At 42.3% G+C, this 25,559-nt stretch carries 22 protein-coding genes and 5 tRNA genes; 6 read left to right on the forward strand and 21 right to left on the reverse strand.

The genetic code is table 11. The features are described from left to right. Positions 1 to 113: 113 nt before the first annotated feature. The 10 genes from AC3WJJ_RS06830 to AC3WJJ_RS06875 form a co-directional block, all read right to left on the reverse strand. On the reverse strand, positions 114 to 1,112 hold the full coding sequence (locus tag AC3WJJ_RS06830) for a glycoside hydrolase family 130 protein (RefSeq protein ID WP_492539111.1): 999 nt from the start codon (positions 1,110 to 1,112) through the stop codon (positions 114 to 116). A gap of 58 nt (positions 1,113 to 1,170) precedes the next feature. Next, positions 1,171 to 2,490 carry a glycoside hydrolase family 125 protein gene (locus tag AC3WJJ_RS06835; protein ID WP_422660426.1) on the reverse strand — a complete coding sequence of 440 codons (1,320 nt, stop codon included), beginning with the start codon at positions 2,488 to 2,490 and terminating at the stop codon, positions 1,171 to 1,173. A 39-nt stretch (positions 2,491 to 2,529) separates the two neighbouring features. Further along, on the reverse strand, positions 2,530 to 5,634 hold the full coding sequence (locus tag AC3WJJ_RS06840; RefSeq protein WP_492539113.1) for an alpha-mannosidase: 3,105 nt from the start codon (positions 5,632 to 5,634) through the stop codon (positions 2,530 to 2,532). A 3-nt stretch (positions 5,635 to 5,637) separates the two neighbouring features. Continuing rightward, a complete protein-coding gene (locus AC3WJJ_RS06845; protein ID WP_492539115.1) occupies positions 5,638 to 7,935 on the reverse strand; it encodes a glycoside hydrolase family 3 N-terminal domain-containing protein in 2,298 nt (765 codons plus the stop codon). Between the two features lie 27 nt (positions 7,936 to 7,962). After that, positions 7,963 to 8,880, reverse strand: a complete 918-nt coding sequence (locus tag AC3WJJ_RS06850) for a carbohydrate ABC transporter permease (RefSeq protein ID WP_492539117.1) — start codon at positions 8,878 to 8,880, stop codon at positions 7,963 to 7,965. A 32-nt stretch (positions 8,881 to 8,912) separates the two neighbouring features. Next, positions 8,913 to 9,842 carry an ABC transporter permease gene (locus tag AC3WJJ_RS06855; RefSeq protein ID WP_422661412.1) on the reverse strand — a complete coding sequence of 310 codons (930 nt, stop codon included), beginning with the start codon at positions 9,840 to 9,842 and terminating at the stop codon, positions 8,913 to 8,915. Positions 9,843 to 9,933: 91 nt separating this feature from the next. Then, a complete protein-coding gene (locus tag AC3WJJ_RS06860) occupies positions 9,934 to 11,418 on the reverse strand; it encodes an ABC transporter substrate-binding protein (RefSeq protein ID WP_492539119.1) in 1,485 nt (494 codons plus the stop codon). A 136-nt stretch (positions 11,419 to 11,554) separates the two neighbouring features. Next, positions 11,555 to 13,066, reverse strand: a complete 1,512-nt coding sequence (locus tag AC3WJJ_RS06865) for a response regulator (protein ID WP_492539121.1) — start codon at positions 13,064 to 13,066, stop codon at positions 11,555 to 11,557. 14 nt (positions 13,067 to 13,080) lie between these two features. Beyond that, positions 13,081 to 14,880, reverse strand: a complete 1,800-nt coding sequence (locus AC3WJJ_RS06870) for a cache domain-containing sensor histidine kinase (RefSeq protein WP_492539123.1) — start codon at positions 14,878 to 14,880, stop codon at positions 13,081 to 13,083. Positions 14,881 to 15,047: 167 nt separating this feature from the next. Further along, entirely contained in the window at positions 15,048 to 15,518 is a 471-nt protein-coding gene (locus AC3WJJ_RS06875; protein WP_492539125.1) for a hypothetical protein, read from the reverse strand. A 161-nt stretch (positions 15,519 to 15,679) separates the two neighbouring features. Between AC3WJJ_RS06875 and AC3WJJ_RS06880 the strand changes: the two genes are divergently transcribed. Both AC3WJJ_RS06880 and AC3WJJ_RS06885 read left to right on the forward strand, forming a co-directional pair. Next, positions 15,680 to 16,015: a L,D-transpeptidase gene (locus AC3WJJ_RS06880; RefSeq protein ID WP_492539127.1), complete on the forward strand. Its 336-nt coding sequence runs from the start codon at positions 15,680 to 15,682 to the stop codon at positions 16,013 to 16,015. Positions 16,016 to 16,127: 112 nt separating this feature from the next. Then, positions 16,128 to 17,204, forward strand: a complete 1,077-nt coding sequence (locus AC3WJJ_RS06885; protein WP_492539129.1) for an AI-2E family transporter — start codon at positions 16,128 to 16,130, stop codon at positions 17,202 to 17,204. 90 nt (positions 17,205 to 17,294) lie between these two features. Here the strand turns inward: AC3WJJ_RS06885 and AC3WJJ_RS06890 are convergent, their stop codons facing one another. From AC3WJJ_RS06890 to AC3WJJ_RS06900, 3 genes are all read right to left on the reverse strand, one after another. Further along, positions 17,295 to 17,690 carry a hypothetical protein gene (locus AC3WJJ_RS06890; protein ID WP_422660416.1) on the reverse strand — a complete coding sequence of 132 codons (396 nt, stop codon included), beginning with the start codon at positions 17,688 to 17,690 and terminating at the stop codon, positions 17,295 to 17,297. Between the two features lie 21 nt (positions 17,691 to 17,711). After that, complete coding sequence (gene ung / locus AC3WJJ_RS06895) at positions 17,712 to 18,395, reverse strand: uracil-DNA glycosylase (protein ID WP_492539131.1); 684 nt, start codon at positions 18,393 to 18,395, stop codon at positions 17,712 to 17,714. A 131-nt stretch (positions 18,396 to 18,526) separates the two neighbouring features. Then, positions 18,527 to 18,612 (reverse strand) — tRNA-Leu (locus tag AC3WJJ_RS06900). A gap of 358 nt (positions 18,613 to 18,970) precedes the next feature. Here AC3WJJ_RS06900 and AC3WJJ_RS06905 point away from each other — a divergent pair. Both AC3WJJ_RS06905 and AC3WJJ_RS06910 read left to right on the forward strand, forming a co-directional pair. Next, positions 18,971 to 20,638, forward strand: coding sequence for a MutS-related protein (locus AC3WJJ_RS06905; RefSeq protein ID WP_492539133.1), 1,668 nt, complete (start codon positions 18,971 to 18,973; stop codon positions 20,636 to 20,638). 226 nt (positions 20,639 to 20,864) lie between these two features. Further along, the gene (locus AC3WJJ_RS06910) at positions 20,865 to 21,578 is read left to right on the forward strand and encodes a polysaccharide deacetylase family protein (protein WP_492539619.1); all 714 of its coding nucleotides are present in this window, start codon (positions 20,865 to 20,867) and stop codon (positions 21,576 to 21,578) included. 82 nt (positions 21,579 to 21,660) lie between these two features. On the opposite strand, the gene AC3WJJ_RS06915 is transcribed toward AC3WJJ_RS06910, so the two are convergent. From AC3WJJ_RS06915 to AC3WJJ_RS06925, 3 genes are read right to left on the reverse strand one after another with little or no spacing between them, the layout of a single operon-like run. Next, positions 21,661 to 22,011: a DMT family transporter gene (locus AC3WJJ_RS06915; protein WP_492539135.1), complete on the reverse strand. Its 351-nt coding sequence runs from the start codon at positions 22,009 to 22,011 to the stop codon at positions 21,661 to 21,663. Between the two features lie 15 nt (positions 22,012 to 22,026). Next, positions 22,027 to 22,341: a DMT family transporter gene (locus AC3WJJ_RS06920; protein WP_492539137.1), complete on the reverse strand. Its 315-nt coding sequence runs from the start codon at positions 22,339 to 22,341 to the stop codon at positions 22,027 to 22,029. Then, positions 22,338 to 22,868: a TetR/AcrR family transcriptional regulator gene (locus AC3WJJ_RS06925; RefSeq protein ID WP_492539139.1), complete on the reverse strand. Its 531-nt coding sequence runs from the start codon at positions 22,866 to 22,868 to the stop codon at positions 22,338 to 22,340. The genes AC3WJJ_RS06920 and AC3WJJ_RS06925 overlap by 4 nt, the downstream gene beginning before the upstream one ends. Positions 22,869 to 23,028: 160 nt before the next feature. On the opposite strand from AC3WJJ_RS06925, the gene AC3WJJ_RS06930 reads away from it, so the two are divergent. Then, on the forward strand, positions 23,029 to 23,205 hold the full coding sequence (locus tag AC3WJJ_RS06930) for a YjfB family protein (RefSeq protein WP_422660411.1): 177 nt from the start codon (positions 23,029 to 23,031) through the stop codon (positions 23,203 to 23,205). 46 nt (positions 23,206 to 23,251) lie between these two features. On the opposite strand, the gene AC3WJJ_RS06935 is transcribed toward AC3WJJ_RS06930, so the two are convergent. Then, a complete protein-coding gene (locus AC3WJJ_RS06935) occupies positions 23,252 to 23,647 on the reverse strand; it encodes a hypothetical protein (protein WP_492539141.1) in 396 nt (131 codons plus the stop codon). A 500-nt stretch (positions 23,648 to 24,147) separates the two neighbouring features. Between AC3WJJ_RS06935 and AC3WJJ_RS06940 the strand changes: the two genes are divergently transcribed. Next, on the forward strand, positions 24,148 to 24,861 hold the full coding sequence (locus AC3WJJ_RS06940) for a lysophospholipid acyltransferase family protein (protein ID WP_492539143.1): 714 nt from the start codon (positions 24,148 to 24,150) through the stop codon (positions 24,859 to 24,861). Between the two features lie 173 nt (positions 24,862 to 25,034). On the opposite strand, the gene AC3WJJ_RS06945 is transcribed toward AC3WJJ_RS06940, so the two are convergent. The 4 genes from AC3WJJ_RS06945 to AC3WJJ_RS06960 form a co-directional block, all read right to left on the reverse strand. Beyond that, positions 25,035 to 25,114, reverse strand: a tRNA-Leu gene (locus AC3WJJ_RS06945). A gap of 22 nt (positions 25,115 to 25,136) precedes the next feature. Beyond that, a tRNA-Met gene (locus tag AC3WJJ_RS06950) sits at positions 25,137 to 25,213 on the reverse strand. Between the two features lie 156 nt (positions 25,214 to 25,369). Beyond that, positions 25,370 to 25,443 (reverse strand) — tRNA-Ile (locus AC3WJJ_RS06955). Positions 25,444 to 25,483: 40 nt separating this feature from the next. Next, positions 25,484 to 25,559 (reverse strand) — tRNA-Met (locus AC3WJJ_RS06960).

Below are 25,559 nucleotides of genomic sequence, written 5' to 3' on the forward strand. Positions count from 1 at the left end.
CATAGATTGATGTATGACACAGCAAGCGTGTGAATTATAGGATCATACCTACAATTCTTCACGCTTGCTGGTCTAAAAGGCTTGTTTATACTTCGAGCTTTAGAATGTAAAGCTTACGCCTCGTCCACCAGAGGGTACTCTTCCATGTAACTCATCAACTCGTCAACGGTTGTAAATGCAAGACCAGTAACGGTGTCAGCACAGCCGTAGTAAATTGCGATGCGACCTGTGTCAGCATCCGTAAGCGCTGCGCAAGGGAATGTAACGTTAGGAACGTCGCCCATGCACTCGTAAGTAGTTTCAGGTCCCAAAATGTAGTTACGGGAACGAGCTAGAACTTTCCAAGGCTCATTAATATCAAGCAAGGCAACACCCATACGATATACGAATCCGTTACAAGTATTAATAACCCCGTGATAGATCAAAAGCCAGCCCTTGTCTGTTTCAATCGGTACAGGTCCTGGTCCAATTTTCTTGGACTGCCATGCGGAAGCATCTCCATTCACTGTGCCCATTACATAACGGTGTTTACCCCAGAAAGTGAGGTCCGGGCTCACACTGTAGAAAATATCTCCGAACGGTGTATGACCAGTATCACTCGGACGGCTAAGCATCGCGTAGTAATCACCAATCTTACGTGGGAACATTACACCATTACGGTTATATGGTAAAAATGCATTTTCAAGTTGGTGGAACGTTTTGAAATCTGTTGTATAACCGATACCGATTGTTGGACCATGGTATCCATTACACCAGTTGATATAATAACGATCTCCGATTTTGATTACGCGGGGATCGTAGCGGTATTCACGCTTCGTAATTTCCTCGTCACCTTCGAACACGATAGGGTCATGATTAATTGTCCAGTTAATGCCATCTTCACTGAAGCCAGCGAAAATATCCATACTAACCGATCTAGAGTCGCAGCGGAATACACCAGCAAATCCACCTTCAAAAGGAACGACAGCGGAGTTAAATACGCTATTGGAATTTGGAATTGCATGACGCTCAATAATCGGGTTAGCGGAGTAGCGCCATACCGGAGCGTTAGTGCCCTCCGGCTTGTCCTGCCAAGGGATATTGTTTAGGGATTCGCCAATAATTTTGCTCATTGTTATGTCTCCTTTTTATAAGAACGTTTATGATGCATCATTTAAGATCACGAAAGACTTACAGAATGCCTTCTTTCATCGCCTTGTAAACAAGTTGGGAGAAGAGACTGTTCGACCAAGCAAACCATGATCTTGTAAATACTTTCGGATCATCAGCGTGGAAACCTTCATGCATGAATCCAGTATCCGCATCTGTCGCTTCCAGCATAGCGATCATCTCAAGCTTCTCTTCAGCAGATGAAGCCGTGATTCCCTGCATAGACAGTGCCATATGCCAGATATAATTCTCCGGTGTATGCGGACTTCCGATTCCCTTAGCCATTTTCCCTTCGAAATAGAACGGATTCTCTTTGCTCAGTGCAAAACGTCTTGTGTTCTGATAAATTGGATCATCTGCTGTTACATAACCAAGATAAGGGATAGACATGAGTCCAGGTGTACCTGCATCATCCATTAAGCAATAGTTACCAAATCCATCGGTTTCGTAAGCATAGATCGGTCCAAACTCCGGATGACGATAGATACCGTAGAGCTTAATACCGTGGTCAATTTCAGCCTCAAGTTTCTTAAGGTCAGCCAGAAGTGCCATATCACGGAAAATCCATTCCGCAAATTCTTGCATATGACGGAGAGCCACAACAGCAAACATGTTACCTGGAATGTTGTAATGGAAATCACACGCATCATCACTCGAACGGAAACCGGACCATACCATTCCTGTGTAGTTGACTGGCATACCAAGTCCATTATTGCGCAAGGAATCTTCCGGAATTCCGTTATCTCTTGTGAAACGATACGGAGAACGCTCGAAATGATATTGCTCTGTTTTGAACAGTTCAACGATTTTCAGCATTGCTGCTTTAAATCCAGCATCAAATACATCCGTAAGTCCAGTCTCTTTCCAGTAAGCATAAGCAAGTCTGATCGAGAAGCACAGAGAATCGATTTCAAACTTACGCTCCCACACCCATGGGGACATTTCTGTCTCATCCACGGTGTTCCAATGCCAGTCATTAGCAGATTCGTTGAACGCATTCGCATAAGGATCAATATGGATGTAATTCATATGACGCTTGATCACACCACTCAGAATACGCTGCAATTCCGGATCATTCTTAGCAAACGGCACATAGTGCATCACCTGCTCGACGGAATCACGAAGCCACATTGCAGGAATGTCGCCAGTGATTACAAACGTAGTTCCGTCGTCCATTAGCTTCGTTGTCGTTTCTAGTGTATTAGGAAATGTATTTTTAAAGAGTTGCAGCAATTTAGGGCGATGTGCGAGCTTCTCCTCTGCTTCCTTCAGTACATCTTGAATGGACTGTGGTAGCTCAAGCTTTGGCATAGGTATTTGAGGGAGTCTGAATTGTTCCATGGATACTGGCTCCTTTAAAGTTAAGTATAGTAATAAGAATTAAGTAAGTTTCACAGTTTTGATCTCATAAGGGGCAAACGAAAGGGTTATCTTACCTTCGGTACTTGGAATGATTTCGATCTCTTCCTCAAGTGCATTTGATAGATACGCTTTCGTATAAGCATGAGGCCAATTAAGGGTTACGTTCTCTCTTCCTCCAGAGGATTCATACCACCGAAGAACAACCCCATCACCATCTTCTGCCAGCTTAATTGTATCAAGAACAACATGCTGACTTTCAAACGAAATCCACGAGTGATTAGAAGGCAGTGACCCCTTCTTAGGCACTGTCGCTTGAACAGGTAATTCATAGTTGAGCTCTGCAGCTTTCCTGAAGGTATCGGCCTCACGCCAGTCTCCTTCATGAGGATATAAAGAATAAGTAAAATGATGCTCTCCCAGATCTGCAGTGACATCCGGCCATTTTGGAGCTCTTAATAAAGATAATCGAATGGTACTGCCCTGGACGTCATAACCATATTTACAATCATTCAGCAGGCTGACGCCATAACCGAACTCAGATACGTCTGCAAAGCGATGACCACACACTTCGTACTGTGCTTGTTCCCAGCTCGTATTTCGGTGTGTTGGACGTTCAATAGATCCAAATGGAATCTCGTAAGTCGCTTTTTCTGTAACCACATCAATCGGAAAACCAACCTTTAGCAACTTATGTGACTCATTCCAGATGACCTTGGTTTTAAAATCAATACGGCGATCCTGATGATACAAAATCATATCCTGAGTAATCTCCGATTGATGTAGCTGCCAGCGGAAACGGAGAATATCCTTCACCGTACCAGAAAGCACCACTTTCTTCTCCAGCAGCTCGGCTTCTCCAGCCACCTGATCTTCATAGCGTGTATCAATGTCCCAAGCATCCCATAGCGTCGGCCGATCATGGAAGAAATGGAATCGATTCGCACGTTCTCCATCCTTAACCACTTCACGGTCAGCTTCTTTATCATAGAGGCTTACGATCTCACCGCGATCATTGAACTGTATCTTGTAGTATTCCGTCTCCCAATCCTGATCAAGCACTTGGGACTTGGTAGCGGTTAAACCATCAATGTCTCCAACATCTCGAACCCAGATTGTCTTGTAACCAAATGCAGGAACTCCCGGCACACGTACGGCAAAAGAAGAAACCCCATTATCATCGGTTACAACATCACTATCAAGACAATTTCCTTCTGCATCATAAATCGATTGCTTACGGAGATCCGGTTCACATGGTATGGTAACAACCGCATCACGGGACCATCCCATGCTATTAAAGATCAAATAAGGAAGACCGTCACCTTCCGTATTTACTTGAGCCGCTAGTGCTTCAAGTCCTTGCTCAAGAGAAGAGTAACCTTTATCAAATACTTCGCCATATTCCTTCTCTGAAGTTACGTAGGATTCGGTAATAGCAGACCCTGGAATAATATCATGGAACTGATTTAATAGAATCAGCTTCCATCCATCATGAAGAGCTGTATTAACCTGCTGTAGCTTCTCGGCATCCATCATAGGTGCTGCTAAAGTGTTCCACAGTTCAGATTCGCGGTATAGCATTTCAGCTCTACGATTGTGTCTTTTATTACGACCGTGTGTAGTGTAAGTCCCCCTGTGCAGTTCGAGGTAAAGATCTCCTCGCCAAGTTGGGAGTTTCGGATCTTTCTGATCAATACCATCAAAGAAATCCGCTGCCGTGCTATAACGACTGGCTGGTTGTCCAACCATTAAATCTGACCGATCAATATACTCCAGCATTTCACGGGTTACCCCGCCGCCGCCATCACCATGCCCATAGAGTAGCATCTGTTCATTATGAACATCCTTCTGCCGGTAGGATTGCCAGTGATCATGGATATCTTTTGGGAGCGTATTCTCATTCACTCCATGATTCAAATAAGATAACATCGGAGTGCCATCAATCCCTACCCAGTGGAACAAATCATAAGGAAAAACGTTCGTATCGTTCCAGCCAAGCTTTGTGGTCATGAAGTACCGAATTCCACCATGTTTCAATATTTGAGGTAATGAAGCACAATAACCGAACGTATCTGGTAACCACTCCACATTGGAGGTTTTCCCGAACTCTTGCTGATAGAAACGCTGACCATAAAGCATTTGACGCATAAGTGACTCACCGCTCGGTATGTTCAGATCCGGTTCAACCCACATTCCACCGACCAGTTCCCAGCGTCCTTCAGCAATCCGCTCCTTAACCCGCTCGTACAGTTCAGGATCGTTGTCTTTCAAGAACTGAAACAAAAGTGGTTGACTTTGAGCGTACTTGAACTCTGGAAATTCCTCCATCAATGAATTGATTGTTGAGAAGGTTCGACTCGTTTTGCGCACCGTTTCCCGCACGGGCCAAAGCCATGCGATATCGATATGAGACTGTCCCACCATGTGCTCGGTTCCCTCGGCGTTATCGCCAACTTTACGAACTTCATGGATCAGATCTTCTTCTAGTGCTCTGACGGCTTGTCCACTGTGAATCGCTGTATCGTCCATGGACACAAATCGGTCCATTGCCCGGTATAACGCCTCCATAAGGCGGACACGACGGAAATCCTGTTCTGGTAAAAGAACCATGGCGTCCCGTATGACCGTTACCGTATGCATCAGGCTTTGAATCGGCATATTGACGCTTACAAGCATACTTCGAATTGAAGTAATCGGAGGCTTTATGACCGCTTGTTGATTCAATGGATCAACCGGTTCCGGAATCGGATCAAACAATTCTATTTCGAGATCCATTGTTGTTCCGGTTCGTTTAGGATCGAGTGTAACAAACGTATGATTTTGATCAAGCCCCTGATACGAACTGCCGTTAATACGCAGCAGCCCTTCTCCTCCAGACTCGAACAATAGACCTATCTTCTCGGTTCTCCAAGCAATGGGGAGTTCTAAAGTTTTGCGAAAAAAATACGTTGTTCCCTGAGTACTAGGAAACCGATCTAACCCCGTACCTTCTGGATATGGCGCTGTATCTTCATATTGACCAGGAAGTTTATAGGTTGAACGTGTAATATCCCAATCCCGCAGTTCCATTTGCTCTTGCCACTGCCGCTCCGACAGTTCCCGGATAAAACGTCTGATTCGCTCCATAGATTAAACCTCCCGCACCCTTAAATCCGCGCTAAGCGTATCGTTAACATGTCTACCCACCATCACGTGGAACAGACCTGGCTCTACGACATATTTATAATTTTTACCGATGTATTTCAGCTCTTCAGCTCCAACGGTAAAGTTAACGGTCCGGGTTTCTCCCGGCTTCAAGTTCATCTTGTGGAAGCCTTTCAGCTCTTTAGCCGGCCTGGTGTACTGACTTGCTGCATCGGATATATACAACTGAACGACTTCACTACCTTCACGATTTCCCGAGTTGGTTACGTTTAGACTCACAGTTGCCTGCTCATCCACTCCAATAATCTCAGGTTCAACCTTGAGATCACTATAGCTGAACTTCGTATAGCTCAGACCATATCCAAATGGGTAGCGTGGCTTTGAATCTTCTTCCAGATAGCGTTTTCCGCGCGAGCGCTTTCCATAGTAATACACAGGGAGTTGTCCGACATGCTTCGGAATAGAAATGGTCAAACGACCTGACGGGTTAACATCGCCGAACAAAATATCAGCAATGGCATGACCACCTTCTTGTCCTGGATACCAAGCTTCCAGAATTGCATGAGCATGTTCATCAATCCAAGGTTCTGCAATCGGTCTGCCATTGATATACACAACAACAATCGGCTTACCTAACTTGTGGATTTCTTGGAACAACTCAAGCTGGACACCAGAAAGTTGAAGGTTCATACGGTCAATTCCTTCACCACAGTCCATATCGCTCCATGAATGCTCTGTCACCTGGGATGCTCCGGTTCTTAAATCAATGGTCCCTTCGCCAAAATCACGGGCACTGGAACCCCCAAGAACCATAACAATTGTATCCGCTTGTTCAGCACAAGACAAGGCTAAATCAAATCCTTCTTTCGAATCGTCCTTAATTCTGCACCCTGGTGCATAAAGAACGCGCTGTGTCTCATCGACGAACTTGTGACGAATTCCCTTTAATACAGTAGCAACATGCTCTTGTGGTTGTGGTGAAGTATAATCACCCAATTGGTTGTATCCTTGATCCGCATTTGGACCGATGACTGCAACCGTACCTGAAGTTTTGGATAGTGGAAGTAGATCTCCCTCATTCTTCAGCAAAATCGTACCTTCAGCTGCCAACTGACGAGCTATTCTCCTATGATCATCGCTACCGATGACCTGTTCTGCTCGATCTGGGTCAACATATGGGTTCTCGAACAAGCCTAAACGGAATTTTAATGTTAGTACTCGCAAGACAGCTTGATCAATGACTTCTGTTTCTAATTTGCCAAGTCGTACCGCTTCAAACAAATGCTTACCGAACATCTCACCGGACATTTCCATATCAATTCCTGCTCGAATCGCTTGAATTGCAGCATCCATACCGTCCTCAGCCGTATCATGACCGGAAGCTAGCATATCTATAGCTCCGCAGTCCGTAATGACCATTCCCTTAAAGCCCCACTCCTTGCGAAGCAGCTCTTCCAGAAGCTCGGAGTTGACAGTACAAGGAACGCCATCGATTTCGTTGTAGGCTGGCATAATTGATTCTGCACCAGCTTCAACTGCTTTTCTGAATGGCAACAAATCGACTTCAAGCAATTCACGATAGCCCATATGAACAGGACCTGCATTTCTGCCACCTTCAGAACTTCCGTAACCTGCAAAGTGCTTCAGTGTTGCAACTACACTGTCTGTTCCATCCAGTCGCTCACCTTGAAGACCTTCTACAGAAGCAACACCAAGCTCACTGATCAAATAAGGATCTTCCCCGAAGCATTCCTCTGTACGTCCCCAGCGAGGATCCCGTACAACATCAAGCACAGGAGAATAAGTGGCAACACCGCCCTGGCTCCTTGTCTCTCGAGCAACAGCTTGGCACATTTCCCGGTACAGGTCCACATTCCATGTGCTGCCAATAGATAACGGCACTGGGAAGACCGTTCCTCCGATAGCCATGTGCCCATGAGAGCATTCCTCTCCGATCAGGATCGGAATACCCAAACGAGAATGTTCAATGGCATATCGCTGAATTTCGTTAACCGCTTGAGCGCCTTCTTTTGGTGAAAGACCATTATCAAGCGTAACACCTGTCCAAGGGTCAGCACGTAGTACCCCATATAAAGAGCCTACGCCGCCATTCTCCACTTGTTCTTTGAAAGAATCTGTTAAAGATATTTGACCATTCTTATATTCGTAAGTCTTCCAGCCGAAAGGTTGTATAAGCTGTCCAATCTTTTCTTCAAGTGTCATGAGACTCAGCAAATGCTGAGCCCTATCTAGTGCAGGTTTGCTAGAATCTTTAAAGGTCATTCCCATATCCCCCGGTCACTACATGTTTTATTCTTTCACCGCACCAATCGTCAAACCTTGGATGAAATAACGTTGGAAGAACGGATACGCCAGAATGATAGGTCCTGTCGCCAGTACAACCATCGCCATACGAGAAGTATCCTGAGGCAGCGATTGAAGAGCATCCATGCTAAGAGAAGCGTTCTGAGAGTTCTGAAGTATAAATTGCATGCTAGTTTCAATTCTCATTAACATCGATTGTAAAGGAACTAAGTTCGGATTATCGATATATAATAGCGCGTTAAACCAATCATTCCAATATCCCAAAGTACTGAACAAACCGATCGTTGCTAGACCTGGTAAGGAGAGCGGAAGAACGAGTTTGTAGAAAATCTTGAACTCCGTCGCACCGTCAATTTTACCGGACTCCACAATAGCATCCGGAACACTTGTGCTATAGAACGTACGTAGAATCATGATGTAGAAGGCATTTACAGCAAGTGGCCAAATCAAAGCCCAGATGGAATCCTTCAGACCAAGAAGCTGGGTAGCTACAATGTAAGTTGGAACCAAGCCCCCATTAAAGAGCATGGTAAAGAATGCAAAGAATGAGAAGAAGTTACGGTATCTGAAACTTTTACGCGACACTGCATAAGCATACAATGCGATTACGCAAAGGCTAATGATCGTACCTACCACGGTAACGAAGATCGTTACGCCATAGGAGCGAAGCAGAGTATCTCCTGTTTCAAACACATATTTATATGCTTCAAGACTCCATTTTTCTGGGAAGATTTGATAACCGTTCTTTGCAAGTGATGTCTCATCCGTAAAGGAGATAATCATAACAAACAAGAATGGAAATACACACATAAAGGCAAAAATACCTGCGATTAAGTTCGCACCAATGTTCCAACCTTTGGAGAGCTGATGAAAGTCTTGGGTTTTGGGTTTTCTTTTAAACATGTCTCGTACCCCCTTTGAAGTAAATTCGCTTGTTAGAACAACGCGTTGTCCTTATCGTATTTGCGCACGATATAGTTGGAAGTCATGACGAGAATGAATCCGACAACGGATTGATACAAACCAGCTGCAGTACTCATACCGATCTCACCTGTTGTTTTCAATCCACGGTATACATACGTATCAATAACATTCGTTACCGAATACAGGGTACCGGAATCTCTCGGCACTTGATAGAACAATCCGAAATCCGCATAAAAGATTTTACCTACAGCAAGTAGAGTTAGAATCGTCATAAGCGGTTTCAGCATTGGGATCGTGATTGCTTTGATCTGCTGCCATTTGTTCGCGCCGTCAATCATAGCTGCTTCATACAAGGACTTGTCTATACCCATAATCGCTGCGAGATACACGACACTGTTATAACCAATTGCTTTCCACAAGCTAATTAGAATCAAAATGTAAGGCCAGTACTTCGCCTCCGAATACCACTGGATTGGATCTACACCAAACCAAGCAAGAATCTGATTCAGCATACCTTTATCCATACTGAGGAAGCTAAACGCAAAATACCCAACAATTACCCATGATAGGAAATAGGGAAGAAACATACCGGTCTGGTACACTTTCGCCAGTCGTTTATTTACAATCTCAGACAACACAATTGCCAAAGCAACAGATAAAATGAGACCTAATACGATAAATGCGAAATTGTACAACACCGTGTTTCTGGTGATGATATATGCGTCATTGGTACTGAATAAAAATTTAAAGTTATCGAGTCCAACCCACTTACTGTCTATGATGCTGGCAAGAAACCCATCGCGGCTAAAACGGTATTCTTTAAACGCAATGATTGTTCCAAGCATCGGCAAGTAAGAGAAAAAGAGAAACCAAATGGCCCCCGGCAAAACCATGAATAGCATGGCCTTATTCGTCATGATATTTTTGAAAAATTGTCCGATCGCTCTCACGTCAATCCCTCCTCGTGATGAATGAAAAAGAAGGGCGGTGGATGACCGCCGCCCTATCTAATCCACATTGTCAATCTAATTCTTACTTACTTGCTTTCCATGCATCCACTTGACTCTGAACTTCAGTCATAATCTTGTCTAAGCCAGCAGCTTTCAATTTTTCAACAGCTTTAGGCAAGTATTGTTCAGGATCTACAGTTCCCGTCATAAGCGGAGCCCAGAATTCTTCTTTTACGTTGTTGACTGCTGCAAGTTCGGAAGATACTTTTGATGGGTTGAAGTTAAATCCGAGAAGCGGTGCATTTGTACCGGACTCGTTAAACTTCTTGAACTCTTCCCATTTGTTCTCAGGATCTTCTGGATTCAAGTAAGTCAGCATTACGTTACCAAAAGTAAATGTAGGCACGTCATAGTTTTTAGATGCTGGAAGGTTCTCCATTACATTCTCACTAACTTTCTTGTAGTGCTCGCCTTCAATACCGGAGTCTACCAAGTTACGAAGTTTCGCATCCGTATTAAGAAGGTTCAAGAATTTCATTGCTTCTTCTGGATGTTCTGAGTTCGCAGAAATCGCTTGCATGGAGCCCATTACAGACCAGTTATAAACCACAGGATCGTTCGCCGGTGTAGAAACTACAGGGTAGCCATAGCTTTGGCTCCACAGATTGTCTGCAAATGGCTGAGTTGCTGCACGGTCAACAAACCAGTTGCCGGAAGTGAACAAGTCCTGAGTTGAAGTTGTTGTAGCCGCTTCTGGAGAAATGTATCCCGCTTTGTAATATTTGTTCATTGTTTTCAAAGCTGCCATAAGTTCAGGTGATTCTAATGTGTTTACAACTTTCAAGTTCTCTTTGTCATCCAAGTGAACAGCCATTGGCATTTTTTCAATAACTGCATCATAAGGAGTCAACGGACCAAAATCTTTACTGATCGCAAGTGGAACCACATTAGGTTCATTCTCTTTGATCACTTTAAGAAGTGGTTCAAGACTTTCAAGTGTATCCACTTTACTAATATCCAAGTTGTATTTATCAACTAGCTTCTTGTTAAAACGCCATACTTCTTGAGCTGGAAGCTCTTTGTTAGCTGGAATAGCGTAGTTATGTCCATCAACTTTAGAACCTTCTAGGAATGCTGGGTCCAGTATTTCTTTAATACCTTTACCTTCCTTCTCTAGCAGCTCGTCCAGTTCCATAAATGCGCCTTTTCTTGCATTCTGTACATAGTCAAATGCCCATGAGCTTGTAAACAGAATGTCCATTGGCTCGCCGGAAGCAGCCATAACCTGCATTTTTTGGGAGTAGTCACCAAAGTCGATCATTTTCATATCCACAGTTACACCGATTTTTTCAGCAGTGTACTTATTAATTTCGGCTTCAACCTTTTCCAGGTCTTTTGGAGGTGCACCAATTGTGTACCAGATCAGCTCAACAGGCTTATCCGAAGAGCCACCATTGCTTGCGCTTCCATTTGACGAATCTTTAGCCCCGCCACATGCAGATAACAACATCGAAATGGACAACAACATCGTCATGGGAATGAGCCATTTCTTTCTCGACTTACTCATTTCATTTCCTCCCTTTTGTCTCTCTTTGTTTATTTTCTATACATTAAGATTACCGGATGAAAGCATTTTCACATAGGCGAAAAACTAAAGGTATTATGGTTCAAAATAAAGAAAAAAACTACTCTGAACATGAAATTCAGAGTAGTCCTTTAAAGTCTCTTGGAGAAAGACCCACATATTTTTTGAATTGCTTATAAAAATAGCCTGTCTCCCAGTAGCCAACCTCTCTTGCAATTTCCTGTACCTTAAGTGGAGTCGTGCGAAGTAGTTCTTTCGCTTTCTCAATTCTGTATCGATTAATGTACTCTGTAAAACTCTCTCCTGTTTCTTTATGAAAGAGATGTCCCAGATACACAGGATGGATGTGATAATGGGCTGCCAGCACTTTGAGCGACAAATCTTCATCATATGATTCATGAATATGATTGAGTGTCTGCTGAATCACGGGACTTTTCGTATCGCTATTTAGCGCATCAACCAGTCCACCAATTCCGTCTTTAACTGCACGAATCAAATCATCGATGGAGGCCGATTCCACAATACGACTGAGCGTGTTTTTCACAAAATCCGGGGCCGCACTATATTGTATATCACTGAGTTCAATCTTAATTCGGATAATAAGTTCTACCGCAATGCTCTGTAATACGCTCGGCATGATTCCTGGAGTCATACGTAGCCGTTCAAAGTCACTGTCGATCGTATGGAATAACTCCTGCTTGTCCCTTGCAGAGATTCCCTTGGCATATCCTTGCCATTGGAACGAAAAAGATTTGGATGCCTCATCCTTCTGCTCTTGTATATCGACATAATCCACATATGAAGGCTGATCTAGAACAAGAAAATATTCTTGTGCTTCTTTAGCATGCCTATAACTTTCTGTATTATGATCCGAAATGGTCTCTATGCTTCCAAGAGAAATGCTGATATCCTCCTCAAAACATTGCTCCCGAACCTGCTGCAACAATCGAATAGCTCTCGGCTTCTCTACCTCAGGATCATCCATGGTAAAGATAACGACAAAGTCTCCATCATAGTCGATTAAATACATCACATTCTTCTCTGTCTCCACCAGCTGCACTAACGCCTGATCTAACTTAGAGGATTGTGCTCGTAACACGCACACCATCATGTAAGGCTGCTCTAGTCTAAGACCTAGCAATGCGGCACGCTCAGATAGTTCTTCCGGCTCTATTCTGCCTGTTAACCACCGATAAAGAATATTCGTTCTGAGAATGGATATATCATATTCATCTAACATGTACTTCGCTTTCGAAGCATTAATCTTGTTGATCGTTCCAGAAAGAGTCTCCTCAAGTTCCTTCAAATTAATTGGCTTAAGGAGATAGTTCTCAATCCCTAGTCGCATAGCTTCTTTCAAATATGAAAAGTCATCGAATCCACTAAGAATGATGACCCTGAGTTCGGGCTTAATTTTTCTAGCTTCAGCAATGAGTGTAAGCCCTGTCATCATCGGCATCGAAATATCTGTAATGAGAATATCCACAGGAACACTCTGCATCTTCTCAAGAGCCTGCCGCCCATTCTCAGCCGTTCCCACAATTTCAATACCGAATTTAGGCCAATCGACCGCATCATATAGTCCTTCGATAATAAAGGGCTCATCATCCACAAGAAACACTTTATACATCGTTCTTCACTCCTCTATGTCACCGGAAATTCAATAATTAATGTTGTTCCAATATCCGGCTTGCTCTGGATGTCCATGCCATAGTCATTTCCATATGTCAGCTTCAGACGATCATTCACACTCCGAAGACCGAATGACTCTCCACTCGATTCCGGAGCCTGGAGTCGATTAAGGATGCTGTTTAACTTCTCTTCTGCAATCCCCTTTCCGTTATCCTGGATTTCAATATGGATTCGATCGCCACGTTCTACGGCTTTAATGTGAATGTAGTTATCATAACGGTCTGACCTAAGACCATGGACAATGTAATTTTCAATGAGTGGCTGCAGCGACATTTTGATGATCTCTATATCTTCAATCGCTTCGTCCCAATCGATCTCATAAGTGAATTTATCTTTATACCTAATCCGGAATAACTCCAGATAAAGGCGGCAAGCTTCAAGTTCATCCTTCAATGTATGAATACGCTTCTTCTGTACCATATTCTTAAATAATACCGATAAGCTATAAATCATCTCCGCGACATCTGTGGCGCCTTGAGAGTACGCCCGCATTCGGATGACTTCCAAAGTATTGTATAAAAAGTGAGGATCGATCCTTGCTTGAAGTGCCGATAATTCTGCATTCTTCTGATTAATCTCAGCTTTATATACCCGATCGATGTATCTTGTCAATTCATCAAGCATTTCATTAAAACTATGCGAAATTTGGCCAAGTTGATCCTCTCTCGGATCTTGAATTCTGGCCACCAAATCCCCAGTTTCAACTTTGCGCATAAACCGGATAATGTTATTGGTGCGTTTCGAATAATTCACAATCAGTATGGCAGGAACGAGAATTGCAACTAAGATAGAAATCAAGGCAAGCGGAATAATGGTATTTAGCAGACCTTTGTAAGACTTAGCAACCTCCGCTTTGGGAGCAATCCCCACTACCGTATATCCCCCTTGATTACGGGCCAAGGTGGTTATATAAGACTCTTCCTCAAGATCAACTACCTCTTTTGGATTCAGAAGTTCATCTGCATAAGGATAGCGCTTTCCATAATACTTATTAGAGGAATCAAACAATACCTGTCCATCCGCGGACAATACGAGAATGTAGCCCTTCAATTGAGGACTGATCGTCTCCAGCACCTTGTGTAGTCCATCTGTCCGGTAATATACAAGGAGTTGTCCAATGTTCTTATAAGTTCTCATATCGTTAATAGGACTTCTAATCGAATACAACGGCCGATCTTCATTGTGAGTCAGCTTTCGGACCCATTCATTAGGTAGAGTAACACTTTGGGTCTCTAGTGCCATGGCATCCGGAATAAAAGAATGCGTGGAGTTCGCCTGATACAGTCTATTCATACTCCCCTGTTTGTACACATACACATATTGTTTCTCAGCACTGTAGAGAAGAATATTCTCAATATCAGCATCGTCTTCAAGACGCTGCTTGAAATAAGCCAAGATACTTTCAGAATGTGAGACGTTAGAACCTGTGAAGCGATCAATTCTTTTTGCCATATATTCATTGAAATTATTCATTAGAAAAAAAGACGCATCATCGCTCAGCGGATTATTACGATACATATCATTCACATAAGATTGTACATTTGCGTATTTCTGATTCACATACCTCTCCACTTGCTCTACGGCTTCACGCTGAGTATTCATTTCACTGCGTATCGCAGATTGTGACAGAAAATGATACATCCAATATGACAACGACACAATAGTAATGATGGCGATCACTGAGAACGACAGCAGCATTTTTGTAAACATATTATTCTTTATATAATTTCTATAGAAGTAAACTAAAGACAAGGGTGTCTAACTCCTTCCTGATGCAAATACCCATAGCTTGTTCGTCCTCCCCCTCTAATATAACATGATCCGTCAACTTTAAAGTGCTGTAATAATCTGGAGTTAAGGTCGTACTTAAAGAAGCCAAGGGCTACTGAGCACCTTGACTTCTGCTATATACTGAAACATTACATATTTAAAGCACGACTTTCCTTGAACAACATCGTTATCTGCTCCTGTTGATCCTCGTCACACTCCAGAAGAACCAAAGTTCGATCTAACTCCACTTGATGCTCGTAATTCCTTGCATCATCCTCCGGTATTCCAAGCCCGTGCAAGCTTACGGCCAAACTGTCTTCCTTACCATTTCCAACTCCCGCCCCTGCAGCTCTTATGGCAATCGGCCCCACCGCTGCTACAGGTTCGGTCAATACCTCTAATCCAGACACTACAATTCGCAAGGAACCTAGGAGACCACTTGAAGCTGTTCCCGTATCCGGTTTCATCGTCCCTGTCAAATCGCTCAGGTCGTCTAGCATCTTCACATTCCGTCCGATCATCGATATATCCTTCATTTTAAATCCCAGTTCTCCTAATCCGGTAATCACACGATTAAGATCAGATTCCGCTTCAAACACACCTACCAAAAGAATAGCCATTTATGTTTTCCCCCGATACCGGAAAATGGATTATGTACGCTTAAAAATTATTAACCTTCCGTAACAAAAAATAAACGATAGGTAATTGAAGCCCATTTTATGTACCTAATGCGCGGCCACCTATTGTCACACATAGACTATTCGAGAAGGAGTGATTGAATATGCCTAATTATCGGATTATGATCGATCGATCGAATTATGAGCTTCATTTACTCGATGGGAACCGTGTCGTGAAAACATATCCTATTGCTGTTGGCAAACTAGCTACTCAGACACCTCCAGGAACCTACACTATTATTAATAAAGAACCCAATCCAGGTGGACCTTTCGGTTCATACTGGCTCGGCTTGTCCAAGCCCCATTATGGTATACATGGAACGAATGACCCTTCCTCCATTGGGAGGAGCGTTTCACACGGCTGTATTCGAATGCATAACGAAGATGTCAACGAGCTCGCCTCTCTTGTTCCTATCCACACACCAGTGGAAATAGACTGATACTTTGCTTCTGGATAAATCCCCCTTCATTCAAAACTGGCTAATTTGGTTAATGAGAACTGTTAAGTCGCAAGTAATTGCGACACTCTACATAGCCTGGAGGGAAAGCCCTATGATGCAGAGCAAATATTTTCGTACCTGCCTTGGTATCATTGCACTGCTGTTAATTATTTATCTTGGTGCCAAAGTCAGCTTCTTGTTCAACCCTATCGTATCCATATTTAACATGCTTCTCGTTCCGATTGCTGCAGCGGGTTTTTTCTACTATTTACTCCGTCCAATTGTGGACTATCTGGAACGAAGAAAGATCAAACGCCCCCTTGGCGTACTCATGATTTATTTTGTATTTGCTGGATTATTCCTAATCTTTATTCTTCTCGTATGGCCTACATTAAAAGAGCAAATCGAAAATTTCATAGAGAATGCGCCAAATCTGGTGAATGATCTACAGACACAAATGAATCAGCTGGGTAAAAATCCTTTCTGGTCACGCTTTATGCCATCAGAATCAGAGCTGTACAACGGTCTAATGGACTATGCGAATCGTGCTATGACATGGATCAGCAACTCCATCAGCAACCTTATTTCCGTTGTGTCTGGAGTAGTTGTTATCATCGCCACTATTCCTATTATTTTGTACTACATGCTGAAAGAAAGCAGCAAGCTACCTTCTAAGCTTTTAAGTGTAGTCCCTAGAAGATATCGCAAAGATGGGCAAGAAGTGCTTAGCGATATCGACAGTGCCCTTAGTAACTTTATTATCGGGAAAGTTATCCTTAATCTCGCACTTAGTGTTCTTATGTATATTGGATTTCTCATTATTGGTCTTCCTTACTCACTATTGCTTACCATTATTTCATTCATCCTTAACTTCATTCCGTATGTAGGTGCCCTTCTGGCATCCATACCTGTCGTTATCGTTGGCTTTATCGAATCACCGAGCATTGCCATTTGGTCCGTTGTCGTCATTGTCGTTGCTCAACAAATTCAGGACAACATACTTACACCTGTGATCTACGGTAAACAACTTGATATTCATCCGCTTACCACAATCATTCTACTGCTAGTCGGTGGTGATTTTTACGGAATATTAGGTGTTCTCCTAGCGATTCCAGCTTATATGGTACTCAAAATTATTGTTGTTCGCGTATATGAGCTGTTCCTAGCAGAGAAAGTTGAAGATGCTTAGTTAGTCAACAAATTCAGGTTGATTCTTTAAACAAACAAAAAAAGGGCATCGGCAAATGCCGGTGCCCTTCATGTTCTGAATCATGTCTTACTATACTTTACCTCTTAAGGAACGAACGACAAAGCTATGATTCGCTTTCATGAATCGCTCACCACTAGACAATGTAACGGTATCCGCATCATGAGCCGTCAAAATGGCCTGAGGCGCCACTAAAGTATCACCTCTCCATATCATCACTTTAGAACGGAAATATATCGCATTATCAAATTGGATAGCATGTTTAATCTTATACCCAATACAGTTTAACATCGGGGTCAAATCTGCCCGCTCAATTCTTGCAATCGCTTGAAAGGGTACCACAATATCACCTGGTACAATCACTACCCTCTCCTGCATGTTATCCCATATTTTTAGCACACCTTCAACAGTGACCTTGGCACCATCACGACGATGGACAAGTACATGTCGCCCAACCCAATGCTTCAACGCGGTCACCTCCTTGGATTATTAACCTTTTGTCTGAGACAGTTCAGGAATACTCCAGTCCATCGGTTCAATGCCTTGCTCCTCTAAAAAAGCGTTCGATGCTGAGAAAGGACGACTTCCAAAAAATCCTCTTCTTGCTGCGAGCGGACTAGGATGCACGGATTCTAATACGCGGTGACGCGTCCGGTCTATAAAGGCACCTTTCTTTTGCGCATAACTCCCCCATAGAATAAACACCACTGGAGTTGTACGCTCATTTAACTTCGCAATAACGGCATCCGTAAACTTCTCCCAACCTAGTCCTTTGTGCGAGTTAGGTTGTCCTTCCCGTACTGTGAGCACTGCGTTCAACAACAGGACACCTTGATTGGCCCAGTGCATCAGAGAACCATGCGATGGAGCAGGAATGCCAAGGTCTGCTGACAACTCTTTATAAATATTATGTAATGAAGGTGGGATCCTTACCCCAGGTTTAACAGAGAAGCTCAGACCTTCTGCCTGTCCCTGACCATGGTATGGATCTTGACCCAAAATAACTACTTTCGTCCGATCATAAGGTGTCTGTTTGAGCGCACGAAAAATATCTTCTTGTGGCGGATAAACGGTGTGCTCTTTATACTCTTCCGCTATCTTCAAAGTTAACTCTTCAAAATACGGTTTCTTGATTTCTTCTTGTAAAGTTAAGTCCCAATCATTATTAAACACAGATATTTCCTCCTAGCAGATGTTACCGGATGATCATATATTATAGTATTAAAAATACTACACTCTTTCTAGCAAAAAATAAACCGGCTTCCAGAAGGAAGCCGGTTTATTTTTTGCTATTCTACTCTTGATGCCGAGGACGGGGGTCGAACCCGTACGGTAGTCACCTACCGCAGGATTTTAAGTCCTGTGCGTCTGCCTGTTCCGCCACCCCGGCATGTTTAACGCGAAATACTGCCGCGTTTTTAAATTCGCTTTTTTCGAAAATCCGCATATATTTTACTTCAATATCGGATATTCTGTGAGCCGACTAAGCAATGTTTATGTCAGCAGCGACAAGAATGATAATAACATGATGCGGCGATACTTGTCAACAATATTTTTGAATTTAATTATTTTGATGAAAAATAGCCCCAAATTATAGTAACTCTCAATATACTCTAGTCCGATATCTACGCTTGTTTAATTGGCTCTCTCTTGCTACATATTCTATAATATACAAAAAAAGGATGGTGAATAAGATGTCTCTCCTCGCTAACGAGAATATTAACCTTGTTTTTCCCCATAGATCGGATATGAAGGGAGCAAAATTCTCTGAGCAAGACTTCGATGAGCTTGAGCTCAACACTATCATTCATATGATAGATAGTAACAGCAAATACTTTAACGATATCCGTAAAATATTTAGACAATTGAGCTATGATCCAAGAACAATAAAATATAGGTTGGATATTATAGAAGATTTGTTGAATAACTCTGAATTGTTGGTTTGTTTAGAAAAGAGTTTGTCCACCATTGCTGATATGAGGTTTGTATCTGGAAAACATTCCAGCGTAAGTGTCGATATGTTGCAAACAGTAACGAGACTTAAAGAATTAGGTATTTATGTAGACTTAATAAATCAATTACATAATGCCTTTACAGAAAAATCTGACTTAAAATCAAAAGGACTTATTGATCTAAAAGATCGCATTACTCAAATTTCGGAAGATCTAGACTTTAAAAACCTACTTGAACAGCTTCCTAAACTGCAAAAAGGGTTAGATTCAATTTCTAGCGTGACCATCGGTATTAATTTTGACGCACAATTAAATCCTGTTGAAGCAACACTTGTCTCAATTAATGATAAGAAATTTTCCGGGAACTCTCTCCTCAGCAAACTTTTCACAAATAGTAATGACTATCAAGGCATATCCGAGTTGTACAAAAACCCAGAACATGTTGAAACCGTACATACATCTAAAAATGATACTTCGACATACGACATGTCGCATGAAGAGACCGAACTCCGAAGAACATTATTCCGCGATTTGAAAAAGGTGCTTAAAAATGTATTGAAGCCTATTCAACCCATAGTTGAAAGATATTCATATTTGAATTTCAACTGGATACTCTCACTAGAAACGGACATAGCCTTTTATGTTGGCGTAGTTAAATTCATCCATAAATTGAGAGACTTAGGCATGCCGATGTGCAGACCTACTCTGCTTCCATCAGGCGAGCGAAAGACCCATTTGAAAGGGAATTATAATCTTAATCTTGCACTTCGGATGGCTGCACGATACGAGGACGGTAAATTAGGAGATCATATCGTAACCAATGACGTTTTCTTTAATGAACATGGTCGCATATTTATACTAACAGGTCCTAACTCCGGAGGGAAAACGACATATGCCCAAGCGATCGGCTTGACGCAAGTCTTGATGCAAGCAGGGTTATATGTCCCTTGTGATGAAGCGGAAATCAGTCCTGTAGATGGGATTTATCCTTATTTCAACATTGAGGAAAATTCCAGTATGGAAACAGGACGACTAGGAGTTGAATCCAAGAAAATAGGAGAGATTTTTCAGTGCGCCACACGAAACAGTTTAATCTTACTTAATGAATCCTTTTCTTCAACCAGTCCAGGGGAAAGCTTTTATTTAATGAAAGATATCGTTTGTGCACTTAAATTGTTGGGTCTTCGTGCTGTTATCGCCACACATCTATATGAGCTAGCAGAAAACATTAATGAAATTAATTCAGAGCAACCCGGGGATAGCAAGCTCATTAGTATGGTCGCAGGGATTAAAGAAGAAGTAGAGCATAAATTAACTGAGTCCAATCGATCATATAAAGTAACTCCTGGGAAGCCGCAAGGACAAAGCTTTGCAAGAGATATCGCTCGGCAATACGGCATAAGTTTGAAGCAACTGACACAAACCATTCATGAACGCAACCTTGTTACAACCTCCTCCAAATAATCAGCGATTTCCTCTTTGCTAAACTTTCCACGGCTATTCAATGCTGAAAAACTATAATTCAATCGTTGTCTATACCCAAAGAAGTCAAAAAACTCATAGATATATTTAAGAATAATTTAGCTTGTCAATTCAAAGAATACTAAAAAACGTCAATTTTCATGACAAGCAAAGGATAAATAAAAAAATGAAAAAAATCTTACTGCTCCTGCTCATCTTCACCAATACCATGTTATGTTCTCCACTAGATGCCATGCCTTCCGCGACAAGTAAAGGAAGAGATTATTATGAACAGCGTGGAGATATTGTGTGGGAGGTCCCTACACAGAATAAGGTCATTGCTTTCACTTTTGATGACGGGCCTGACGATGACTCAACCGCAAATATTCTCGATTTACTGAAACAGTATGATGCCAAAGCTACATTTTTTGTCGTGGGGAACCGGGTGGAGAAATATCCCGAGATTGTCCAGCGTGAGTTGAAAGAAGGTCATGAGGTCGGCAATCACTCCTTTAGCCATCCGTCATTTGTCAGAATCGGCAGCAATTTTATGGTGACTGAACTAAACAAGACACAAGAAGCTATTCATACAGCAACAGGACATAAGTCGACGCTGTTCCGTCCTCCAGGCGGCAGTTATAATGAATCCATCGTTCAGCACTGTAAGAAAAGTGGTCTCCTGATGATCCTCTGGTCTTGGCACCAAGATACACTGGATTGGAAAAAACCTGGAGTTGATAAAATCGTGAATAAAGTACTTAAGAACGCGCATAACGGTGATATCGTGCTAATGCATGATTTTGTATCTGGGAGTACACAGACCTATGAAGCACTGAAGATCATTTTGCCTGAGCTGAAGAAGAGAGGCTACTCGTTTGTTACGATCTCCGACCTGCTCTCTTATCGTGAACAAGCTAAAAACTATATGGAAGTGAACCATTAAACTCCTCGGATTCTAACATGTCAAAAAGTCCATGTATCAAAAGATACATGGACTTTTTTGGGTTACTCTTATGTTCATTTAATTAAGCAACACCATTCTCCACAGACTTAGACTCACGCTGAGACTTGTTCAACAGAACAATTCCAATAATGACTAGAATGAGCGCAGCACCCTTCATGATAGAAAAATGCTCTTGAAATATAAACACGCCCATAATCGCTGTCAGTGCCGTTCCGACTCCTGACCATGTTGCATATGCAGCAGATAATGAAATACTCTTTAACGCAAACGATAGAAGCGTGAATGACCCCAAAAATCCGATTACTACACCTACTGATGGCAAAAGCACTGTAAATCCTTCAGAGAGCTTTAACATTGTGGAACCAAACACCTCTAGCAAAATAGCTAAACTTAAATAAATAGCACCCTTCACATCATTACTCCTCTACTAAGATAAATTAAGCATGACAATTCCAATAACTAGAATGGCGATACCTAAAATTCCTTGACGGTTCACCTTTTCTTTGAATAAAGAGACTCCAATCACAACCGTTAATATGGTCCCCACACCACTCCATGTCGCATAGGATAATCCTAGTGGCAGCCCACCTAAAGCTTTCGACAACAGATAAAAAGCCAAGACATAGCCGGTGATTACACCTATCATCGGTTTCCATTTCGTAAAACCTTGAGATAGCTTTAACATCGTAGCACCAAACACTTCGGAACAAATTGCACCCGCCAAAAACAAATAAAAAATCACATACGCCCCTCCCTAATCCGCTCTAGTAAATAAGTAATCATTCTTCTCTGTTCGTCTTCATTTAACTCACCGATCCCAAAGATTTTGGAATACCAAAGCCCATCACAAGCTAGCCTTAATGACATGCCAAGTTCAAACGATATCCCTTCCTTTTTCATCTCTGCCGTAAACCTTTTACACTCCTCATTCCACATCTTCAGCACTTCAATATGATTGGCAGAAGCCGCCAATACACTTGCGTCAATTCCGATATATTTCGGATCAAATATATCGTTCAAAGTAGCTATAGCATAAGCTTCAACATAGTTTTTTCCATTTTCCATCTCAAGCTGTATAGAATTCCTAAACCGTTCAAGCGCATAAAGGTTGAGACCTATGATAAGTTCCTCTTTATTCGGAAAATGATACAATAATCCCCCTTTACTAACACCAGCTTCAATTGCCACTGCCTCTAGTGTAAGTGATCCTATTCCTTGGGTTATGATGACTTTAGATGCTGCTTCCAGCAACTTCACCTTCGTAGACATGCACGCCCTCCTCTTACTGTACCGTCTGGACGGTTTAATGAAATCATTATAACATAACTTGCATTGATTTAAAAAACTTCATCTTTATATGATTAAGGCCTGTCAGAATTTTAAGGAGAATTACAATGCTGCCGATATAAAGATATATAGGAGGTGTCGTATGGACATTGCTGCATTATCTATCTCCATGAGCCAAGCTTCGTTATCGCAAGCAGTCAGTCTCCAAGTTATGAGCATGGCTAAGAATCAGGCTAATATCCAGGGCCAGGGACTGGTACAAATGATGGAGAAAAGTGTGGATCCAAACCTAGGAAAAAACTTAGACATATCTGTATAGTAAAAGGAGCAGACCTTTAAAGGGCCTGCTCCTCTTTATTGAACCTTCAATTAACTTGTTCTTCAATCTCTCTTACCAGCAGCCATTGTCCATTAATAAGCTGCCAATTCTCTATCGTAAACAGTCTTGCTAGTACTTTATCATCTTTCTCGATCAACAATTCATAAAAAACTACGGCATGGTTCGTGTCTTTCAGTCGAATGACCCTGTTTTTAAACTTCTTCTCAGCCCCTAAGAGTTCATTGACCGACAGCCTCATCCCGTTCACCGCTTCTTCCTTATTGTAGAAAGCCGGCTTGTCTTTGGCACCCATGAAAAAGGCTACGTAGTAGTGCTCCGCCATCCTCTCGAGTTTAGATGTATCGCCCGATTGCATTGCCAAATTCCAATCTTCGACGAACTCATCGTGCATTTGGGTGAAAATCATTAATTGATTATCCAAACATTCAACCACGGATTCCCCAGCTCCTTGCCTGTTGAATTTATGAACTGGTTAAATGATTCTCCACATTCCTTGTAATTCCCTTCCCGAATCACTCAAAAAGGTTCTTTTGCGAACCCTTTATCCCGTTTCAGTTTGTTTAACAAGCTTTAACACTCCCGGTTTAGACTTGTAATAAAAACAACCAAAGACAGGACCATGACTAAACAAATCGCTCCCACAATTGCTGCTCCCTTCATCGATCCAGAAAGTAAGAATACCAAGAATGAAGGTATGACAAATGATACGCCTAATAATGCCCGATGAGTTTTTTCTTGCTGTTTACTATATAAAATAAATAACTCAAATTCTGGACATCTTACGGTGGTAAGTTCCATACAACTCAAGCTTTTCTAGGATTTCCATTGTAAATCTTCGCCATACAATTATGTATTCATTCAAGCTATACTGGGTTATAGAAAAAAAGAAGAATCAACAAGTCATCATGAAAGGAACTCAGCATGAAAATTATTCACACTGCGATCTGGTTTACTTATTTTTGGCTATATTTACTTATGATGATCCCAGGTTTATTAAAAGCAAATCGGCTAATGAAGGAAGGACGCACCGCAGAACATGATGCATACGTATCTAAACATGTAACGCGCTGGGCAAAGTCATTATTAAAAATGGCTGGAGCAAAAGTTACTGTGCATGGCATGGAGCACATTCCCCAGGACGCAGCAGTGTTCGTCTCCAATCATCAAGGTAATTTTGACGTCCCCATCATGCTAGGATACATCGGTGACCCCAAAGCATTACTTGCCAAAGCTGAACTTGCCAGATTGCCTATCATTCGACAGTGGATGAAGCATTTAAACTGTATCTTCGTTGACCGAAACAATGTAAGGCAAGCAATTAATAGCCTTAATGAAGCAGGTAAGTTAATAGAAAGCAATTATTCCGTAGTGGTCTTTCCTGAAGGTACAAGAAGTAAGCGAGAGGAGATCGGGGATTTCAAACCTGGTGCATTCCGTATTGCCGCTAAGACAGGAGCTCCGATTGTTCCGGTTCGGATACAAGGCTCATACAAGCTAATGGAGGATAACGGCATGTGGATAAAGCCAGCGCATGTGACCGTGACAATTCTCCCTCCGATCCCAACTGAAGGGCTATCCAAAACAGACATTGCAGCTTTACCAGATCAAGTAAGAGAAATAATCTCACGCGCATAATATTTTGTTTTGAACTAAACTCCTATAAAATTTCACAGAAGAGTGAGCTTCGGAAGGCATATCGCCCTCAAGCTCGCTCTTTTTTCATTTCGTAGAATACAACCATCGATATATCAAGTTCTAAACATAAAAATGCCCCTCGTTTTCGAAAAAACGAAGGGCACCTTGTTTGATGCGCGTAGAGGGACTTGAACCCCCACGGTCTCCCGCTAGATCCTAAGTCTAGTGCGTCTGCCAATTCCGCCATACGCGCACATCGGGAAGAAAAAAATATTTGGTTGCGGGGGCAGGATTTGAACCTGCGGCCTTCGGGTTATGAGCCCGACGAGCTACCGAACTGCTCCACCCCGCGTCATTAAGAAATAATTAATCTAACAGGATCTTTAATATAACATTATTCTAATTAGATTGCAAGATATTTTTTTGATTTGACGAATTCATTTAGTAAAAAATAGTTGCATCTATTAGGAAGCGAGAAATCCTTGCATCGCAAGGACTTCTCAATAAGTGGGCCCTGAGGGACTCGAACCCCCGACCAATCGGTTATGAGCCGACCGCTCTAACCAACTGAGCTAAGGGCCCTGATTACATAAATAATCATAAGGACAATCTATTGAAAAATTGGTTGCGGGGGCAGGATTTGAACCTGCGGCCTTCGGGTTATGAGCCCGACGAGCTACCGAACTGCTCCACCCCGC

The sequence above is a fragment of the Paenibacillus sp. FW507-14B1B genome, assembly GCF_058781425.1.